Annotated in this window: 12 protein-coding genes; 10 read left to right on the top strand and 2 right to left on the bottom strand. The window is 57.2% G+C overall.

The window, feature by feature from the left end:
- Window positions 1–67 precede the first annotated feature (67 nt).
- The 8 genes from FZF01_RS04790 to FZF01_RS04755 all read left to right on the top strand — a co-directional run bounded on the left by FZF01_RS04790 (window position 68) and on the right by FZF01_RS04755 (window position 15,799).
- Entirely contained in the window at window positions 68–1,126 is a 1,059-nt protein-coding gene (locus FZF01_RS04790; RefSeq protein ID WP_150277002.1) for an efflux RND transporter periplasmic adaptor subunit, read from the top strand.
- The gene (locus tag FZF01_RS04785) at window positions 1,123–4,188 is read left to right on the top strand and encodes an efflux RND transporter permease subunit (RefSeq protein ID WP_150277001.1); all 3,066 of its coding nucleotides are present in this window, start codon (window positions 1,123–1,125) and stop codon (window positions 4,186–4,188) included. The genes FZF01_RS04790 and FZF01_RS04785 overlap by 4 nt, the downstream gene beginning before the upstream one ends.
- A gap of 531 nt (window positions 4,189–4,719) precedes the next feature.
- Window positions 4,720–6,807, top strand: coding sequence for a type VI secretion system Vgr family protein (gene tssI, locus FZF01_RS04780; RefSeq protein ID WP_150277000.1), 2,088 nt, complete (start codon window positions 4,720–4,722; stop codon window positions 6,805–6,807).
- Window positions 6,795–7,703 (top strand): DUF4123 domain-containing protein, encoded by a 909-nt coding sequence (locus FZF01_RS04775; RefSeq protein WP_150276999.1) that lies wholly within the window; start codon window positions 6,795–6,797, stop codon window positions 7,701–7,703. The genes tssI and FZF01_RS04775 overlap by 13 nt, the downstream gene beginning before the upstream one ends.
- The gene (locus FZF01_RS04770; protein WP_188434425.1) at window positions 7,690–11,169 is read left to right on the top strand and encodes a LysM peptidoglycan-binding domain-containing protein; all 3,480 of its coding nucleotides are present in this window, start codon (window positions 7,690–7,692) and stop codon (window positions 11,167–11,169) included. The genes FZF01_RS04775 and FZF01_RS04770 overlap by 14 nt, the downstream gene beginning before the upstream one ends.
- A gap of 12 nt (window positions 11,170–11,181) precedes the next feature.
- Window positions 11,182–12,186, top strand: coding sequence for a tetratricopeptide repeat protein (locus FZF01_RS04765; protein WP_223825391.1), 1,005 nt, complete (start codon window positions 11,182–11,184; stop codon window positions 12,184–12,186).
- 298 nt (window positions 12,187–12,484) lie between these two features.
- A complete protein-coding gene (locus tag FZF01_RS04760; RefSeq protein ID WP_150276997.1) occupies window positions 12,485–12,943 on the top strand; it encodes a hypothetical protein in 459 nt (152 codons plus the stop codon).
- A gap of 216 nt (window positions 12,944–13,159) precedes the next feature.
- Entirely contained in the window at window positions 13,160–15,799 is a 2,640-nt protein-coding gene (locus FZF01_RS04755) for a mechanosensitive ion channel domain-containing protein (protein WP_150276996.1), read from the top strand.
- 28 nt (window positions 15,800–15,827) lie between these two features.
- Here the strand turns inward: FZF01_RS04755 and FZF01_RS04750 are convergent, their stop codons facing one another.
- A complete protein-coding gene (locus tag FZF01_RS04750) occupies window positions 15,828–16,397 on the bottom strand; it encodes a histidine phosphatase family protein (RefSeq protein ID WP_150276995.1) in 570 nt (189 codons plus the stop codon).
- Window positions 16,398–16,450: 53 nt separating this feature from the next.
- Window positions 16,451–17,203 (bottom strand): hypothetical protein, encoded by a 753-nt coding sequence (locus FZF01_RS04745; protein WP_150276994.1) that lies wholly within the window; start codon window positions 17,201–17,203, stop codon window positions 16,451–16,453.
- 149 nt (window positions 17,204–17,352) lie between these two features.
- Between FZF01_RS04745 and FZF01_RS04740 the strand changes: the two genes are divergently transcribed.
- Both FZF01_RS04740 and FZF01_RS04735 read left to right on the top strand, forming a co-directional pair.
- A complete protein-coding gene (locus FZF01_RS04740) occupies window positions 17,353–18,468 on the top strand; it encodes a sensor histidine kinase (protein ID WP_150276993.1) in 1,116 nt (371 codons plus the stop codon).
- A complete protein-coding gene (locus FZF01_RS04735) occupies window positions 18,465–19,115 on the top strand; it encodes a response regulator (RefSeq protein ID WP_150276992.1) in 651 nt (216 codons plus the stop codon). Before FZF01_RS04740 ends, FZF01_RS04735 begins: the two co-directional genes overlap by 4 nt.
- The last annotated feature ends 59 nt before the right edge of the window (window positions 19,116–19,174 follow it).

Here is a 19,174-nt window from a genome sequence, read left to right as displayed (position 1 = left end):
CATTTACGGAACGATGGCGTTCTGTAATTATACGCCCAAATAAATTGGCTTCTAAGGTCACTCGGCTATGCGTGCGCTCCTCCTTTCAGTTCTGACAATAACACTGCTTACAGGTTGCGGTGCCGAGCAAGAGAACGAGACAGCAGCATCGGTAGTGAAGGTGCGCGCAGCAGAGATCCAGAGTGCCGAGGAACAGCACTGGACGCTCAGCGGTACCGTGCAATCGCGCCGTGATGCGGCGCTGAGCTTTCTTATTTCCGGCCAGATCAACGAGCGCCTGGCTCAGGCGGGTGAGCAGGTAAAAGCCGGTGATGTCCTGATGAGGCTTGATCCGCGCGACATCCGTCAGCAACTCGCCGCTGCCCGTGCAAACGTCGCGGCTGCACGCGCCCAGGCTGAGAACGCAGAAGCCAATCGTGACCGTCTTGACTTGTTGAGTCAGCAGGGTCTGGTCCCCGCCCAGTCCTTCGAGGACGCCCGGGCCCAGGCTCGCGCCGCCCGCCAGAGCGCCAAAGCAGCCGAGGCGGCCCTCGCTCAGGCTAGCAGTGCCAACGAGTACGGCGAGTTGAGAGCGCCGGCCGACGGAGTTCTATTGGAAGTCAGTGGTGAGGTCGGGCAGGTGGTTACTGCAGGCATGCCGGTCGCAACCCTGGCCTATGACGGCCCCCGGGATATTGAGGTGTTCGTGCCCGAGCGGCGCCGTGAGCAGCTGCCGGAGCAGGCCCAGGTTCAATTGTATGGCAGCAATATGAAAGCCGAGGCAAAACTCAGAGAGGTGGCCGGTTCGGCCGACTCGCAATCGCGCAGTTGGCGCACCCGTTACAGTATCGAAGATAGCCCGGCAGCATGGCCCTTGGGCAGCAGTGCCACACTGATTCTGCCAACCACAACCAATGGCGACAGTTCAGCCTTGCAGCGCGTGCCCGTTGGCGCTCTGATTGATCAAGGTGCAGGTATGGGCGTCTGGGTGCTGGAAAACGGCCAGGTCAATTGGCAGCCAGTTGAACTGGTGCGCATGGATACAGAGCGCGCGTACATCCACAGCGACCTGCCTTCAGGAACGCGTATCATCGCTTTGGGTGCCCACCTGCTGGAGCCGAACCAGAAGGTTGAGGCCCTGCCATGAGTCGGGATCCGTTGCGTTTTAACCTGTCTGCGATCGCGGTGCGTGAGCGCTCGGTCACGCTGTTCTTTCTCTTGCTCATAGCCGTGGCCGGGGTGTACTCCTTTCTCGCCCTTGGCCGTGCCGAAGACCCCGCGTTTTCCGTGCGGGCTATGGTGGTATCAGCCACGTGGCCCGGCGCGACTGCCGAGCAGATGCGCGATCAGGTAGCCGACCCGCTGGAGAAACGGATCCAGGAGGTTGAATGGTTCGAGAAGATCCAGACCACCGCCAGACCCGGCCGGGTCGACATGCTGGTGACTTTCCAGGACTACACCCCCTCGGAAAACCTGCCCGAGGTGTTCTACCAGGTGCGCAAGCGCATGCAGGACGAGGCGCGCGTTTTGCCCCCGGGTGTGCAGGGTCCATTCGTTAATGATGATTTCTCCGATGTGTACTTCTCCCTCTACGCCCTGACCGCACCGGGTCTGCCTCAACGCCATCTGGTACAGGAGGCGGAAAGGCTGCGGGATATTTTCAACCGCATTGAAGGCGTGCAGAAAGTGCGTCTGATCGGCGAACAGCAACAGCGGGTGTTTGTTGATCTGGACTCCTACCGCATGGCTCAACTGGGCATCAATGCGCAGCAGATAGGCCAGGCATTGGACGCCTACAACCGCCTGATGCCGGCAGGCCTGATAGAAACCGAAGGGTCCCGTCTGTATTGGCGTGTCGATGCTGATCTGGCCGATCTGGACGCTATCGAGGATGTGCCGCTGCGCCTGGGCGACCGCCTGATCCGTCTTGGGGATGTGGCTGATGTCACCCGCGGCTACGAAGATCCACCAAGCTATATGGTCCGGGCGTTCGCCGAGGATGCCTTGATGCTCGGCGTGGTGCTGAACAAGGGCGTTGATGGCCTTGAGGTGGGCGATCGCTTGCAGGCCCAATACGAGGAACTGTCTGCGCAGATGCCCCTGGGCCTGCAACTGCGTCAGGTGACCAACCAGGGCGAGGCCATCAGCCGTGCGGTCGAGCTGTTTCAGGTGAAGTTCATGATCGCTGTGCTGGTGGTCATGCTGGTGAGCTTTGTCAGTCTGGGGCTGCGTCCAGGGCTGGTGGTGGGTATCGCCGTGCCGCTCACCTTGGGTCTGACGTTCCTGCTGATGCTGATCCGCGGGATGAACCTGGATCGCATCACGCTCGGCGCCTTGATCATCGCATTGGGCCTGCTGGTGGACGATGCCATTATTGCGATCGAGATGATGCTGGTGAAGATGGAGGAGGGCTGGGAGAAGACCCGCGCCGCCGCCCATGCCTGGACTGCAACCGCTGCGCCGATGCTGTCAGGCACGCTGGTCACCGCCATTGGTTTCGTTCCCATCGGCTTTGCCCGTTCCGGGGTGGGCGAATACACCGGTAATATCTTCTGGGTATTGGCTTTTGCGCTACTGGCCTCGTGGTTGGTCGCCGTGGTCTTTACCCCCTTTCTTGGGGTGATGTTGCTCAAACCCAGCACCAAGCCAGCGCATAGTCATTCAGCGCATTACCAGACGCGTGGCTATCAGCGTTTTCGTAATCTGATAGAAGGCTGCGTGCGTTATCGCAAGACCATCGTGGCGGCCACGGTAGGGCTGTTCATTCTCTCTGTGGTGGGCATGAGCGGGCCGGTCCAGAAGCAGTTTTTCCCGTCATCTGACCGCCCCGAAGTGCTGGTCGAAGTATTCATGCCCGAGGGCAGCAGCATTGCCGCCACCGACGAGGTGACCCGCCGGGTAGAGTCGATTCTGGTCGAGCACGAAGATGTGCGCTCCCTCGCAGCCTATGTGGGTGCCGGCGCGCCACGCTTTTTCATCTCCCTGAATCCCGAGATGCCAAGCCCCGCGTTCGCCAAGGTTATCGCCATTGCCGAAGACGACAAGGGCCGCAATCGCATCATAGAAGACATGCAGGCGCGGGTAGCAGCCGGCGAGTTTCCAGAAGCTCGGGTGCGAGTACATCAACTGGTGTTCGGCCCGCCAGTTGCCTGGCCGGTCAGCTTCCGTGTCATGGGGCCTGATCCGGATGTGTTGCGCAGGGTCTCCAACGACGTCCGGGATGTGATGGCTACCCATCCGCAGATCATCAACGCCAACCTGGACTGGGGCGATCGCGTGCCCGCCGCTCGCCTGCGTCTCGACAACGAAAGGCTGCTGGCGATCGGGCTGACACCGCTGGAGCTGGCGGAACAGCTTCAGGTGCAGTGGGGTGGCCAGCCAGTCACCGTGCTGCGCGAAAATACACGCAGCGTACAACTGATGATCCGTGGTGCGCCGGAGGGCCTGGACAACTTTGCCGATTTGCCGCTGCGCACGGCCGATGGTCGGACCATTACCTTGCAGCAGGCAGGGCTAATCGAATTCGTCAGTGAGGAGCCGGTACTCAAGTATTACAACCGTGAGCCCTACATCATGGTGCAGGCGGATGTGCAGGATGGCCAGCCACCGGACGTCACCATGGCGCTCTGGGGGCAGTTGGAGTCGCTGCGCGAATCGCTTTCACCGGACTATCACATTGAGATCAGTGGCGCGGTTGAACAGTCAGCCAAGGGCCAGGATTCCATCCGCAAGGTGCAGCCCATCATGCTGGGACTGATGATGATCGTGATCATGCTCCAAATGCGCAGTTTCTCAGGCACCTTCATGGTACTGGCAACAGCGCCACTGGGAGTGATCGGCGCCACTTTGGCGCTGCTGGTGGGGAACCAGCCGTTTGGGTTTGTTGCACTACTTGGCCTGATTGGTTTGGCGGGCATTCTTATGCGCAACACGCTGATTCTGACCAAACAGATCGATGACAACCTCGCGGCAGGTATGGATCAGTTCAGCTCGGTAGTTGAAGCCACAGTACACCGGACTCGCCCGGTATTGCTGACCGCACTGGCCGCCGTGTTCGCCTTTGTGCCCCTGACCCTGGATGCGTTCTGGGGCCCGCTGGCGTATGTGCTGATTGGCGGCACCCTGGTGGGTACGCTGATTACCCTGATGTTTCTGCCGGCGCTGTATTCACTTTGGTTCCGGGTTAAACGACCAGAATCCGCTGGCTAACGGTTGAAGCCGGGGCAAGCGGATCTAGGAGGCCCCCGTTATTCCACAATGCATAAACCCGCCCTTTGAACCAATGGTTCTTCGCCTTCGCGAGAATGACGGGGTGAGGGTGAGGGTGAGGGTGAGCGAGGGCGAGGGCGAGGAGAAGTGCCCGCGGGAATGACGAGGTGCGCGGCACTCAAGACGACGAGCTCTGGCTCATCCTCGATGCCACCAGACAGGACTCCGCTCTCTCAGCGAACGTCATCCTCGCGAAGGCGGGGATCCAAGCGGAATTGCGTTTGAACTGATCAGGTGGCGCACAACACACCCCTCGCTTCAGCCCCAAAACCCGTCATTCCCGCGTACGCGGGAACCCATTTTGACTTTGGGTTTATCACTCTCATCAGCCACCACTGCGCAACTTCTTGCACACCTATCCCTTTGATCTGTTTATCTTTTCAGCTCGCCGTTTTGCCGACTGGCTCACGCTTTCGATATTGCTGATCTGCGATAATCTGCGCGCAGCAACTCCAGCACAAGGAACATCGGATGTTCACCCCTGCCAACACGGCCGCTTTCACAGTCGATATCCCCGGCCACGCCCATGACTTCAAGGTGCTGTCCTTCACCGGCACCGAAGCCATCAGCCAGCCCTACCGCTTTCAATTGGAACTGGTCAGCGAACGCCCCGATCTCGACATTGAAGCACTGCTGCAACAGCCCGCGTTTTTTAATTTCGCCGGCCAGGGCAAGGGCATCCACGGACTGATCCACCGCGTCGCCCAGGGCGATGCCGGCAAACGGCTGACCCGTTACCACATCGACCTGGTGCCGCATCTGGCTTACCTGGGCCACCGCACCAACCAACGCATCTTCCAGCATCTGTCCGTACCCGAGATCATTAGCAGGGTATTGAACGACCACGGCATTCAAGCCGACGCCCACCGCTTCCAGCTCAACAGCGAGTACCCGCAGCGGATCTATTGCACCCAGTACGATGAAACCGACCTGCACTTTATCCAGCGCCTGTGCGAAGAAGAAGGCATCCACTATCACTTTGAACACAGCGTCGATAACCACCTGCTGGTGTTCGGCGATGATCAGACCGGATTTCCCAAGCTGGACCGCCCCACGGCCTACATTCAAGACAGCGGCCTGGTCGCCGATGAGCCCGTCATCAAACGCTTTGCCATGCGTATCGAAACCCGCCCCAGCCGCGTCACCCGCCGCGACTACGATTTTGAGAAGCCGCATCTGTTGATGGAGGCTGCGCACAAGGCCGAACAGCGAGCAGAAGGCGAAGAGGCACCCACTCCGCTGCCCGACCTGGAAGACTACGACTACCCCGGCCGCTTCACCGAACGCGCCCGCGGCAAGCAACTGGCCAAGCGCAGCCTGGAACGGCACCGCAGCGATTACCGTCTAGCCGAGGGCAAAAGTGATGTGCCCACTCTGGTCACTGGCCACTTTCTGACGCTGTCAGAGCATCCGCGCACTGAATGGAACGACCTCTGGCTAGTCGTGGGAATCCAGCACGAGGGCAAACAGCCCCAGGTACTGGAAGAATCCGTCACCAGTGATACCAAACAACCAGACGGATTCACCCAGGGCTACCGTAACCAGTTCACCGCCGCACCCTGGGATGTCCACTACCGCCCGCAACTCGATCACCCCAAACCCAAAGTGTTGGGCACCCAGACCGCCGTGGTCACCGGCCCCAAGGGCGAAGAAATCCACTGCGATCAATACGGTCGCATCAAGGTGCAGTTTCACTGGGATCGCGAAGGCCAGGGCGACGAACGTACAAGCTGCTGGCTGCGCGTAGCCTCAGGCTGGGCCGGTAACCAATACGGCGGCATCGCCATTCCAAGGGTCGGCATGGAAGTACTCATCACCTTCCTCGAAGGCGACCCGGACCAACCCCTGGTCACCGGCTGCCTCTACCACAAGACGCATCCAGTCCCCTACGAACTACCCGCCAACAAGACACGCAGCGTGTTCAAGACCCTCAGCTCACCGGGCGGAGGCGGCTACAACGAGCTGCGCATCGAAGACAAGAAGGACCAGGAACAGATCTACATCCACGCCCAGCGCGACTGGGACGAGAACATCGAGAACAACCAGAAAATCCGCGTCGGCAACCAACGCCACGATCGTGTAGAAGCCAACAGCTACACCGAGCTCATGGCAGAAGAGCACCACACCACACATGCCGATCGCAAAACCGAAATAAAGGCCAATGATCACCTGACCGTCGGCTCAACTCAGCATGTCAGTCTTGGCAAAGGTTACATGGTCGCGGCCGGTCGCGAGATCCACCTGAAGGCCGGGCAGAAGATGGTCATCGAAGCGGGCAGTGAAATCACTCTCAAAGCGGGTGGTAGCTTTATCAAGATCGATCCGAGTGGTGTCACTCTGGTCGGGCCCAGTGTGAAGGTGAATTCCGGGGGTAGTCCGGGTAAGGGGAGTGGGGCGGCACCTCTAATTCCAGGTATCGCAAAAGGCGCCGCTACCGATCACGCGGGCGACACCTTGGCTCCGCTACCACGCAGATTAAGTGACTCAGGTATCACTCCTCTGTGTGGCAAGCAAAGCAACGGCGCCTGTAGTCGAGGGGATTGCCCATGCGTGAATTGACAATAGATTCATTTCTGAACCGCCCGCGTAGTGAAATTCAGGAGCTTGGCGCAGGGCATAGTGGAGCGCTGTGTTTCATCATCGACCAAGCTCGTCAGCCGGATGCCTTGGCGCGTCTTTATGGGTTAGGCCAACCGTTGGAACCGACCAATTTATTTATAGGCACAGAATTTGAAGCACTGGCAGAGCAGGGGCCCATTTGGGTTGGTGGTGCGAGTACCCCTGAGTTAAAAGCACTCGCTGCTGATCTGTGTATCGAGCGCAACGCCGGACTCTGCCTAGTCACCAGTGACATGCAGCAAGCACTGACGCACGCGCGTTGGCTGCTGAAAGCCAATGATGGAACCGGTGGTCAGAGCATTTTGAGTTATTGCCGCGCTGAACTTTGGGCTGCTCTGGCCAGCACAGTAGAGATGGCGTCATCGCAGTTGATAGGTCCTTGGAGCGCTGTTTTGAGCCCGGCACCAAAGCACGTGGGCGCGACTTCAAAGCGTTGGATCGCGTGGCGCGCAGGCACGGACAGGCCCTCAGTTCCGCCATCTACACGCTTCAATTTATCGCCCGAGTGTTCCGTGGCACAGCATATGTTTGCTTGGGTGTATTGGGTTGATGAGCACTTCCAGCACTTTGGACGACCACAAGGTGAGAGCCTGCAGCGGATAGTCGCCAACCTCGCTTTTTTATCTGAACACCGGATTAGTCAAGGACGGCATCTGCTCAAGCTAAGCCAGTTAATCTGCGGTTCACTGCTCCAGGCCAGGCCGGATGTTATTGGGGTGCTGGAGTCACAGGGAGCGGCCTATCTCAAGGTGCAGCGACTGGCGGATCTGCCCGTCGTTCCCCTGAATAATGCGGCTAGCGCACAGGATGAATGGAGTCATCATGGAACTTGCTAATCACCTGGTAGTAAGTGGGGAAACGCTAACCAGCATTGCGGCTCAATACGGTACGACGACCAATGAGCTGCAACGGCTTAACCGATTCATTCAGAACGCAGACTACGTCAGGGCTGGTTGGAATCTTAGCGTACCTGCACCCAGCTCTTTTTCTGCTGCATCAGCTGTGAAGACCGCAGCATCGCCTGCCGCAGCGGCGGCGCCCGCTTCAAACGACAGCTCACACAATGCAACTGCGTTCGGTAAGGAGCCGTCGGTGCCGGATAGCTGCAAGGCACCCGGCGAGGAAGCATTGCCGCCCTGCGCCATAACCTACGCGACAGCTATTTACGCCACGAAAGAAAGGCAGTTCTGGCTTCTCCCAGAAAAGCTTTCCGAAGCCATCCAGGAAGCTTTGCAAGAGCTGGCCGACAGCGTCTCCCCAGAAATGTCGCCCGAGGAACGCAAGCGGGGGTTGGATGATTTGGGCTTGCTCGAGTATTTCATGGAGCCAAAGCTCACCAATTTCCTGGAAGGCGAGGATCTACAGCGCGCGCAGGCAATAGAGGCAGAATTTCCGGAAATAGCGAATCGCAGCCGAGCATGGCAGCGCCTCTCTGATGCGCGAGAACTGCCGGATTCTCCCTTTAACCGCCCACCGATGGGCAACCCGTTTACTGCAGAGGGCCGAGCAGCTGCGCGGCATCTCGAGAGAACCTTGGCCGAGGTGCGTCAAGCCACTGCACGGCTGGATGCGCTGCACTATGAATGGCAGCGGCTGGAGGCAAAGGCTCTGTTCCAGGCCAAGAAGGAGGGCTACACCTACGAGAACGGCGCCCTGTTTTCGAAAGAAGCCATGGAAGCCCGCCGGCGTGTGCAGGACTATTTGAGTAAACGCAGCCAGGTGATGAACGAAGGTCAACTGCCGGACTACGATGTGGCCTTGCTGGCTGATACCTTGGCCAAAGCAAAGTCGCGGCACCAGGCAGTGCAGAACTGCACGAAACAGTGCCGCGGCAAGGTCAAGTCCTATAGCGCCTGGCTGCGCGCCTCACGTGGCAAACTCGATTTCATCGACTACGTCGAAAGCATTATAAAAGTGGCCGATTACGGTCTGGCTTTACCCGAGTTCGCCTTGATCCCGGCATCGGAGGAGGATGTAACTGCCGGTGTGACAGTTTTTCGCCAGTATCTGGATGCCCAGCTCAAGCAGCAAGAAGTGAATGACCGCCTGCAAACCAAGTACCGTAACTGGGTAGAATCTACCGGCAGCAACATGCATGCGCCTGCGGGTCTCGTGGCTGCAGAAAGAGCAGAGTGGGAGGCGTTGCAGCAAGTACAGAAGGATCTCAAGCGCCAAGCTGAGCTCAATGTACAAAACGGAGAAACCCAGCGTCATTTGCTGTGGGAGCCTGAACATTTTCAGCCGCAACCGGCAGAGCGACTGGTGCGCGCCGGCTTTCCACTAAGCGAAATGAGCTTGCCTGATAACCCTGAAAGCCCGGTCAGAGCGCTCAGTTTGTTTAACCTTGAAGGCATCGCAGAGCAACTGAAGAAAGACATCAAAACCAAGCCGGTGGACGCCGTTGTAAAAGGTATCCAGCGCATCCCAACTGATACATCAGGCAAACGCTCCAGCGAACAGAGTTTGTTAGAAGCCTGGCTGGAAAATGCGGGTGGGTTCAAGATTGATGACCAGGCAAGCGACTGGTTTGATGAAGACGGCTGGTTTGAGATGGAGAAGTTTTATGCCTATCTCCAGCAGGAAAAGCTCAAGGTTGATTCGCTGGAAGATGCCGCCGTGCGAGCGGATTGGGGACTCAGACTGAAACAGGTTCTGTTTAGTGCCGACATTCGCGATGACATGCGGTTGTTTGATTCCAGTCCTCAGGCGCAACTGGTGCGTTGTCTTACACCGCCGCAAAGCAATATTCACAGCTCAGCCTCAGCAGAAGGCCCGAGTTTCAGTGTTGCAGAAGGAGTCCAGGCATCAGCACAGGCGTCTCTGAGTATCGACCTTGCCCGCGGCGAGGTCGAGATATTCAGCGTTGATTATCCCGCCCGCAGCGCTGCCAAAGAGATTACCGTTCACTATCAAAACCATGCTGGTGAGATGTTGCCGATGAGTTTGGGCCGCTACTCCATGCACCTCTCCGCGCGAGCCTGGGGTTACGCCGGCGCCTCTCTGCTGCTTGTAGCCAAAATAGAGATCACGCCCAACGGCCCGCTGTGGGGGAAAACCGCCCTGAGCGCCGAAGAACCTGCAACGCGCCTCGGCGAAGAGCCTATAACGCGGCCGGACGAAGAACAATCGCCACGCAAGGTATCGCGCGAGAGCACGCATACCAGCGCCCCCGTCGCCACCGGCCGGGGGCCTAGCGTGAATGTGCAAGAGGGCGCACAGGCATCCTTCAATCTTTTTGCCGGAGTGCAAGCGGGCATTCTGCTTACGGGCGCGCTCAATTGGGCGCCACCTACAGGCCTGGCCGCCATGCGTACCATTCCCGGCGGACAAGCCGGTTCTGTTGAAACCAGCGACGCCAATCAATGGCTTAGCATGGCAGACCTCACCGTTGGGGCAGGCGGCGCCATCGGTTTGGGCGCCGAAGCCAACGCCATGCTGTCGTTACATAATGGGCGGCTCGTACTCAAGCTCAAAGCTGCCGCTATGGCCGGTGCTGGTGTAAGTGGCGAGTTCAGCTTCGCGGTCAGCTATCAGGGAATGGTTGAGCTGATCAATATTTATCGCCGCGAACTGCACCGCAATCACGGCCGCCCGCTTGACTGGATTGACCCGGAAGCGGCTGATCTTATTTCCAAGATCAACGTGCTGAGCGCGGTGGGTTTGGATGCCGAGCTGCTGTTGGGGATGTCAATGTGGATGGCCCACCGTCGGGTAATACAGGTGGATATGATTATGTCCCTCTATGAGTCGCTGCTGACACGGCCAGGGCGGGCAGGGAGGATAGCCAGCTCGATTAATCAATACCAAAATGCCGAAGAACTGCGGAAATGGTGTGTCGAGGCGGTGCCCGCTGCGCTAGGGCCTCTGTTGCTGACCCTAGTTAGCGAGCCATTATCATTTGATGCTGTGTTTGATAATTCAGAAGATGCACAACAAAGAAGAAAGGCAAAGCTAGACCAGCAAGGGGCGATTGTTCGTATTCTGGGCTGGGTAGTTGATAACGCTAAAAAAAGCAACAGCGTACCCGCAGCTCAGCACCAGTTTGAAGAGGCTTGTATGCGGATGAATCAGTATGGCGTGCTGCCTAAAAATACCGGGCAGGCGTATTGTGAAAATCGCTTGAGGCTTGATTTGTTTATCGAGTCAGGTCCAGATAGTTCAACATCTCGAGATCATGCAATCGTGCGTTCCAGCTATCAGCGACACTCTAAATTGCTAGGCGCTCAAGCAGATCTCAGTTGCAAAAGACGTGAAAGCTTGCTGTCTTTTGGTAGCCCCTCCGTAAGCTATGAACCTCAGTGAGAAATGGGATATATGAGAGAACGAACAACTAAACCACAGCGTTGGCTGCTCATCCTTATGTGCTTTGCGGTCTGTCCTGTCTGGGCGGAATTAACGCCAGAGCAGCAGGCCGCCAAAGAACATGGCAGCATTCTATATCGTCAGTTCAAAGCGATATCTGCTGAGCCGTATTTGACCATTGCAGCAGAGGCGGGGGATGCGGAGTCGCAATTTCTTCTGGCTGAAGCCCTGCGCAAGAACAATCGTTTTATGACCCCAGAGGCATACCGTTGGTTGGAGGCGTCTGCTGAGCAGGACAATAGCTACGCCATGATTCGTTTAGGCCGCAGTGGTGATGGTCTATGTGCAGTTATGGGCAATTGTTCAGAAGGTACCAAAACCCCAGAGCAATGGCTCGCTGAAGCGCTCCAATTAAATGAAGGCGGGGCCGCGCAAGGCGATCCCGAAGCCATGTATTTAATGTATAAAATTACGCTTGATCGGGAGTGGCTTAAAAAAGCGTCAGAAGCAGGCCATGCATTGGCGCAATACTGGCTAGCTGGGTATACCGAAGATGGCATGGGGCTTTACTTGTGGCCCGGCAGTCGTCAAGAAGCTGTAAAGAAGTGGTACAAGGCTTCTGCGGAAGGTGGGTATCCCCTAAGCATGAAAGATTATGCGACGATACTTCTGATCGAAAAAGACTATAGCGGTTACAGATATTGGATAGAGAAAGTCGCCGAAACGGGTTACGTCTCTGGCGTTTATGAGTACAGCATGATGTTGATTGATCCAAGGTACGACGGCTATAAAAAAGATATGGTGAAAGGATATGGGTTGCTTTTACTTTTTCTCGAGTTAGAAGGTGGTGGGTTTTTAAACAAAGAAACGATTGAGAAAGAGCTTCCGCAATACGCTGAGAAAATGACCGCGGAACAACTTGAACAAGCCCGCGAGTTTGCCGCAGAATGGAAAGCCACCCATCCCCCGCTGTCGTTCTTTCCGCAGAAGCTCGACCCGAGCGATACCCTGTTCTGAAGATCAGTATACAACTGGCTTCCCCCGTTAATAATCTGCTCCGGCCATGTCCAGCCGGACGCCCCGGTTGATACAGATCGTCAACGTCCCTAAATGTGCTGGTGACGTTTGATACGACCATTCATGGTTCCTACTTTGCCGAATGCGGCAAAGCATTGCCCCCTTGCCCACTGAGATCTCTACACAATCCTAGTGCAGAGCGGGTTTACGCGCTAAAACTGGCTGGCCTGATTTATGCAGTTCACCTCAAAGCTTTATCGCAAGTGTGAATAAATCGACAACGTGGCAGGGGGACTCCATGAGCGCTATCAACATTATCGCCAACAATCATCAGGCACCGCTGACCGGCTCCAGTAACAGCAGTCGCAACACCTCTGCAGAGGAATTCCGCCAGGTCATGCAGACAGTGAGCGAAGCAAACGCAAGCGCACAAGCCGAGGTCGAGACCAGTGCAGACGCTGACAACAACGCCGCAGAGGAATTCAGCCGCTACATGGCTATGTCCGTCGCAGACAAGATCAAGCACAGCGTGTTGCAGCAAATGGGGTTAACCGAAGAAGACTATGATGCTCTGCCCCCTGAAGAGAAAACCAATGTAGACGATAAAATCGCCGAGCGCATCGCTGACATGAACAGCACCACGCAGACTATTAGCGACGAGCAGCTTCAACGTCAGGCTAGCCAACGGATGCGTGACACCCTGGAAGGGCTGAACGCAGACAAGAAGAGTTCATCACTTTTTGATATCACCGGATAGCAGGGGGGGTGGGAATTACTTTTTATTAAATGTTCGGACGTCAGAAAGATCCTCTAACAGACAGAAGACAAGCAGGCCCTGGTGTGTTTCATCCGCTACACTGCGGTGATTTGAGTTGAAAAGGCACCGCTATCCATGGCTTCACGAAGGTCTCCTTCTACATTCCTGTTCCTATTCACCAGTCTCCTCCTGAGCTGCCTATTGGTGTCTCCCGCCATGGGGTCGGTTACTGAATTGTTGAATGCGGCCTCTGGCGCAGAACAGGAACAGAGTGCCAGCGAAGAGTCCGATGACGACCGGGAATCCGAGGAGTCGTCAGAGGAACCGCCGCCTGAACCGTCCGCCCATCCGGTCCAGCCAATACTGGAAGAAGAGCCAGAGCAGTATCTGGAGAGCGATCTTCCGACTTCAGAGTCTGCTGATGATCCCCAGCAAATTCAGATTTTGCGCGACGCACTGGAGAACCGCCAGGCTGCATTGGAGGGCTCCCGCCGCCGATTGTCCCACGCTCAGACTTTGCTTGAACGTCTGGACAACGAGTACCGCAGTTTCGAGTTGCGGCTTGAGAAAGCAGGGCTGAACCTGACAGTTGAGTATGCCCGTCTACTGCGTCAACGATTGGATCGGCTCAAAAGCCAGACTATTGCTGTTGAGTTGACTGATGGTATCAGCGCCCGATTGTCAGCCGCCCGTGAAGAACAGCTGCGGCTTGAGGAGTATGAGGCGATCAGCGATAACGATGCTCAAGATGGCGCGCCACAGGTACGCCAGGAGCTGATCACCCAGCTCCACGGCGCGATCACGGAACACATCGATGTCCTCAACGACTACTACAACACCGTGACCGAACTGCGAGAGCGTTTCGGCGCCTATCAGGAGCTGCTGCAACAACGGCTGTTCTGGCTTCCCAGCACGGAGCGGGTAGGGCTTGAGACCGTCAAGGGCTTGTATCAGGGGGCCAGCTGGTTTGTATCGAATTTTCATTTGCAAGCCCTCACCGAGGCGCTGCGTAACTCCTTCGCCGAGCGAGGCATTCGTATACTGGCTGTTTTGGCCGCTCTGATATTCTTGCTGGCCCGTCGCCGGGCCCTGCGGCAGAAGTTGCTGGATAGCGGGCAGGACGTCGGCAACGTCGGCCGCGATCGCATGGCCGCCACTTTCACTGCAGGGGGCGTGAGTTTCATCCTGGCATTACCTGGGGTCCTGGTTTTCTCCCTCGCGGCGCTGATGCTCATGGAAGGCAATAGCTTTTTTTCCGCGTTATCCTCGGGCTTTAGCTCAGCCGCCTTCGTTACATTGCTACTGGAAGCCCTGCGCTCTGTGGCCCGTCGGGGCGGGCTAGGTGAGCGCCACTTCAAATGGAACAGTCCGTCGCTGATGGCGATTCGGCTACAGATCCCGATACTGTTAGCCGTGCTTGTTCCGGTAGTGATCGTCCTGCCGACAATGGGTATTGAGGAAGGCGCCACCTTCGATGACAGCCTTGGGCGACTGCTGTTTATTATTACCTCGGTGGCAATGGCCTGGTTTGCGTGGAGGGTGACGAGAGCTGTATTGCAAGCCGCACTCGACCGCAAATTCCTTAAAGGCGCGCAACTACTCGCCGTAGCTACGCCCCTGGCGCTCGCCGTGGCAGCCCTCGAGGGGTATTACTATACGGCGGTACAGTTACAAGGGCTGATGTTTATCAGCATCTGCTGGGTGGCCTTCACGATCTTGCTGTACTACCTGGGCCTGCGGGGTTTGTCCGTACGCGAGCGACGGATGACCCTCAAACGGCTGCGGGAACAGCGCATCGCCGAACGTAAAATGGCCGAAGCCCGCGAAGCTGCGGAAAATTCCGGGGAGGGCGTACCCATCTCGCTCGACATGCCCGAAATGGATCTGGAAGACATCAGTCAGCAAAGTAAGTCACTGGTACGGATACTGGTCGTGACCCTTGCCGCCTATGTGCTGTGGGGCTTCTGGGCCGACGTCATTCCTGCTCTACAGATATTCGACAACATCACGCTGTGGAGTATTGGCGGCGACACCGAAGGCGAGGGTTCAGTGGCCATCACTCTGGGGGATCTGCTGCTGGGGTTGCTGGCCGGCGTTGGTACCCTCCTGGCCGCTCGCAACCTGCCGGGTACGCTGGAGGTAATGGTGTTGAGCCGGGTCAACCTGGAGCCTGGTGCCGGGTATGCGATCACGACCCTGGTTACCTATATCATCGTTTTCATTGGCGTGGTGGTGGCGCTGGCAGTCATAGGTGTGCAGTGGTCGGAGCTGCAGTGGCTGATTGCTGCCCTGGGTGTGGGCCTGGGGTTCGGGCTTCAGGAGATTGTAGCGAACTTTGTGTCCGGCATCATTCTGCTGTTTGAACGCCCGATTCGCGTAGGCGACACGGTGACTATCGGCGGGACAACGGGCACCGTGTCCCGGATCCGTATCCGGGCTACCACCCTGGTGGATTGGGATCGCAAGGAGCAGATTATTCCAAACAAGACCTTTGTGACCCAGGATCTCACCAACTGGACACTGACAGACCCCATTACACGGGTAATCATTCAAGTGGTTGCCGCCTATGGCTCAGATGTGGACAAGGTCCGGGATCTCCTCCTTGAGGTGGCGGAAAACAACGAAAGGGTCCTGAATGACCCGGCCCCCGCGGTCTTTTGCGTGGGTCTGGGGGAGAGCGGAATCAACTTCGAAGTACGGGTGTTTGTGCAAGACCTCCTGGACTTCATGCCCCTGTCCCATGAGCTGCATTCGGCTGTCACCCGCGCGTTCAAGGAAGCCGATATGGAAATCCCGTTTCCTCAGCGGGACATTCATATTCGTACTGTGCCCTTACCCAAAGCGCGTCCCGAGTAACAAACTGTTGAAACAACTCTAGGCGCTTTCAGTCGGGCACTACACTTATCAATACTTCTGGCTTATCCGACAACGGTAAAGCCAGAATCACCCCTTCATTGGAGGCCGGGAATACGCCCGTCAAGGCCGTTATATTCACCTGGTGGGACACCAGCACCACAGGCAGGCCAGGCTTCAGTGCGTTGACCTGGTCTATGGTCTCTCGGGTTTGCGCTGAACTCTGGTTACGGTTCTGAAAAAACGAATTCAGTGCCGGCCACTCTGTTACGGCACCCACGTCCATCTCTGTGGCTGTATCACGGCTGCGACACCACTGACTGGTGTAGACCCGCGCCTGATTGATGCCGTGCCGGGCGAGGAAGGGGTTCCAGGCTGCAGCCTGCTGGCGGCCGCGGTCGTTGAGATTGCGCTGAGTTGAACAGTCGCCAAGAGTAAAGTGTGAGGGATCGCCGGTTCCGGGGGCGAGGGCATGGCGCAGCATCAGCACGGCCTTGCCCTCGCGCAATGCCTGCCAGGCCTCTGCTTCGTGCTGGGCGTGGACTTGCGTCGCCAGCAGGAGCAGCATCAGGGTAATAACAAGTGATCGTAGTGCGGACATCCATGCAGCCCTTTTTAGACTTACAGTTTAGAACTTGAAGCTTAAAACCATGTTTACCGGGTGCTACGACTACTGCCAAGGCGGCGTTTGTAAGATTGCGTGAGCAGAGCGATGGCGGTACCACCCACAACGCCTGGCAGTATCCAGGGCAGCAACATCATCTGGCCGCTGAACAACTCTTCCATGACCGATGCCGCACCGAACACAAAAAAGGCAGTGTGCGCTGCAATGCCGCTGCCGAGGGTGCTGCGGATATGTTCCAGTAGCCATTCCCCACGCTCCAATGTCGGTTTGAACGCGTACCACAATTGACCGGTGCCAATGAACAGTCCCAGGCCGGCAAACACCAGATACAAGACCGAAGAATCGGCGAGCCCTAACCAGGCCAGGTAAACAGCAGAAATAACTAGGAGCGTCGGCGCGACCAGATGGATCGGACGTTGCAGCAACTGCCGGTCTGCCTTGGCCACCAATGCCAGGGTGGCGCGCTGGGCGGAGGCAATCAACAGAAATGCCAGTAGAAAAAAGAAAGCGGCCCGTTGTTGCGTACTCGCGGCCAGCTCAGAAATCTGCTCGGGGGAAAGGTTCGCTGGTGGCGGGCTGACTGCCAGGGGCACGAAGAACATCATCAGCGCCATGAGCAGCCCCGTCAGTCCGGTTGCCATCATCAGGTTGAGGTACCAGCGACCGATCCGTTTATGGTTCTTGCTTCCTTTCTTTACGATGATCGGGATCCAGAACAGGGCAAGTCCGAGCATGCCTGCACTGGCGTGCAACCAGAGCGTATATTGATAAAGCGTAGTCATATCGTCGACTCCCTTTTTGCAGTGATAGCAGTGCATTGACGGGTTGACGATACTCAGCCTTCCAGGCCTTGCCCCGTGCCGAAAGTCACGACCTGTGACCATGACTTTTGGCAGGGGTCGATAGCCCGCAGGTATGCAATACTTCTGGCATGAAACTGAATGCCTGGCTCGATCACACATTACTCGGTCCGCTGCAATTTGCCGCGTTGCTCACCTGGCTGGTGATCGGCTATTTCACCTTGTTCGTCCAGCAGATCGATAGCCTGGAAGGCGGTGCTCGGCTGTTCGCGGGGCTGGCGCTATTGGGCTTTCTGATCGCGATGTTTACCGCCTGGGCTGTGCCGGCAGGCCGGATAGATCTCGCAGGACTGATCGCTATGCCGGTGGCTCTATTTTTCGCCTGCTGGTTTCAGCCTACGCAGCTGCTGCTGATTTTGATGTGCATTTTTGCCGGCACCTTGCCGTACTTCCTATCAGTTCTAAGATCTCTGGGTGTGGTGGTCGCAGTCCACTTTTTGTTGGTGGCCGTTATCTCCCTGCGCAGCGATTCGAGTGTCTGGCTGTTCTCCCTGACCAATCTGGGCTTTGCCGTCTTCGCACTGTTCTCCAGCCACAGCGTGATGCGGGAGCGGGCCGCCAGGGAAGAGTTGGACTCGGTGCATCAGCAGCTGCTTGCCACTCAACAACTGCTCACAGAAAGGGCGCTGGAGGACGAACGCCTGCGGATATCGCGGGACCTGCACGACTCCCTGGGGCACCACCTCACTGCGCTTTCCCTGCAATTGGAAGTCGCCCGCCACATGACTCAGGACGGCGCGCGGGATCACATCAGCCAGGCCCAGGGGCTGGCGAAGCTGCTTCTGTCAGACGTGCGTCAGGTCGTTGCCGACCTGCGCGATGTATCGCCCTCAAGCCTGCGCGATCGGATTGCAGGCCTGGCTCAAACCGCGCGGCCTGTAATGGAAATGAATATAGATGAGGCCGCCTACAAGCTCAGCTACGAACAGGAGGATGCCATGTTTCGTGCGGCGCAGGAGATCATTACCAACTGCAACAGGCACTCCCATTGTGAGCGCCTGACCATCAGCCTTGAGCAGCAGCCAAATCAATGGTTGATGACCGCAACCGAAGACGCGCAAAGCCCTGTATCGCTCACCTGGGGCCATGGGCTGAGGGGATTGCAGGAAAGGATTACTGCCTTGGGCGGCAGTGTGGAGCTGGACACCAAAGCCGGGCTCAACTATCGGATTGTGATACCAGCATGATCAAGGTACTGATAGCGGACGACCAGACGCTGGTGCGGCAAGGCTTTCGCAGCTTGCTGGGATTCAGTGATGCCGTGGAGGTTGTCGCAGAGGCAGGTGATGGTGAACAGGTATTGCATGCACTCGGCGAGCATGCGGTCGACGTGCTGCTGCTGGACCTGCAAATGCCCAGACTGACCGGGTTGCAGGTACTGGAGCGCATCCATCAGCAAAGGCTGGGTGTCTCCGTAATCGTACTCACCACCTTTGATGACGATGCCAAGCTACTCGAATGCGCCAGGTTGGGCGCCCGCGGTTATCTGCTGAAAGATGTCAGTCTGGAGCAGCTTAGCTCGGCCATAATCCGGGTCGCGGCAGGGGAGCTGCTGATCGAACCGCTGGTAACCCGGCGTGTAATCCACGGTCTGCAACGACAAGCTCAGGATTTCGAACATGTGGTTAACCCGGAAGCGCTGACGCAACGGGAGCTGGATGTGTTGCGCTATATGGCCGGAGGTTATTCCAACCGAGAAATCGCCAGCGCGATTCACCTGACCGAAGGCACAGTAAAAAACCATGTTTCTTCCATTCTGTCCAAGTTCGGCGTGCGTGACAGAACGCGCGCAGTGCTCAAGGCAATGGAGATGGGCTTGATCGGGGGAGGGTAGAAGCCTCCCTGGGGAGGTATTCTGTGAGGGTCGAGTTCCATCTCGACTTGCGTGGTTAT

The organism is Halopseudomonas salina (assembly GCF_008641105.1).
This window is presented reverse-complemented; position numbering and strand designations above follow the sequence as displayed.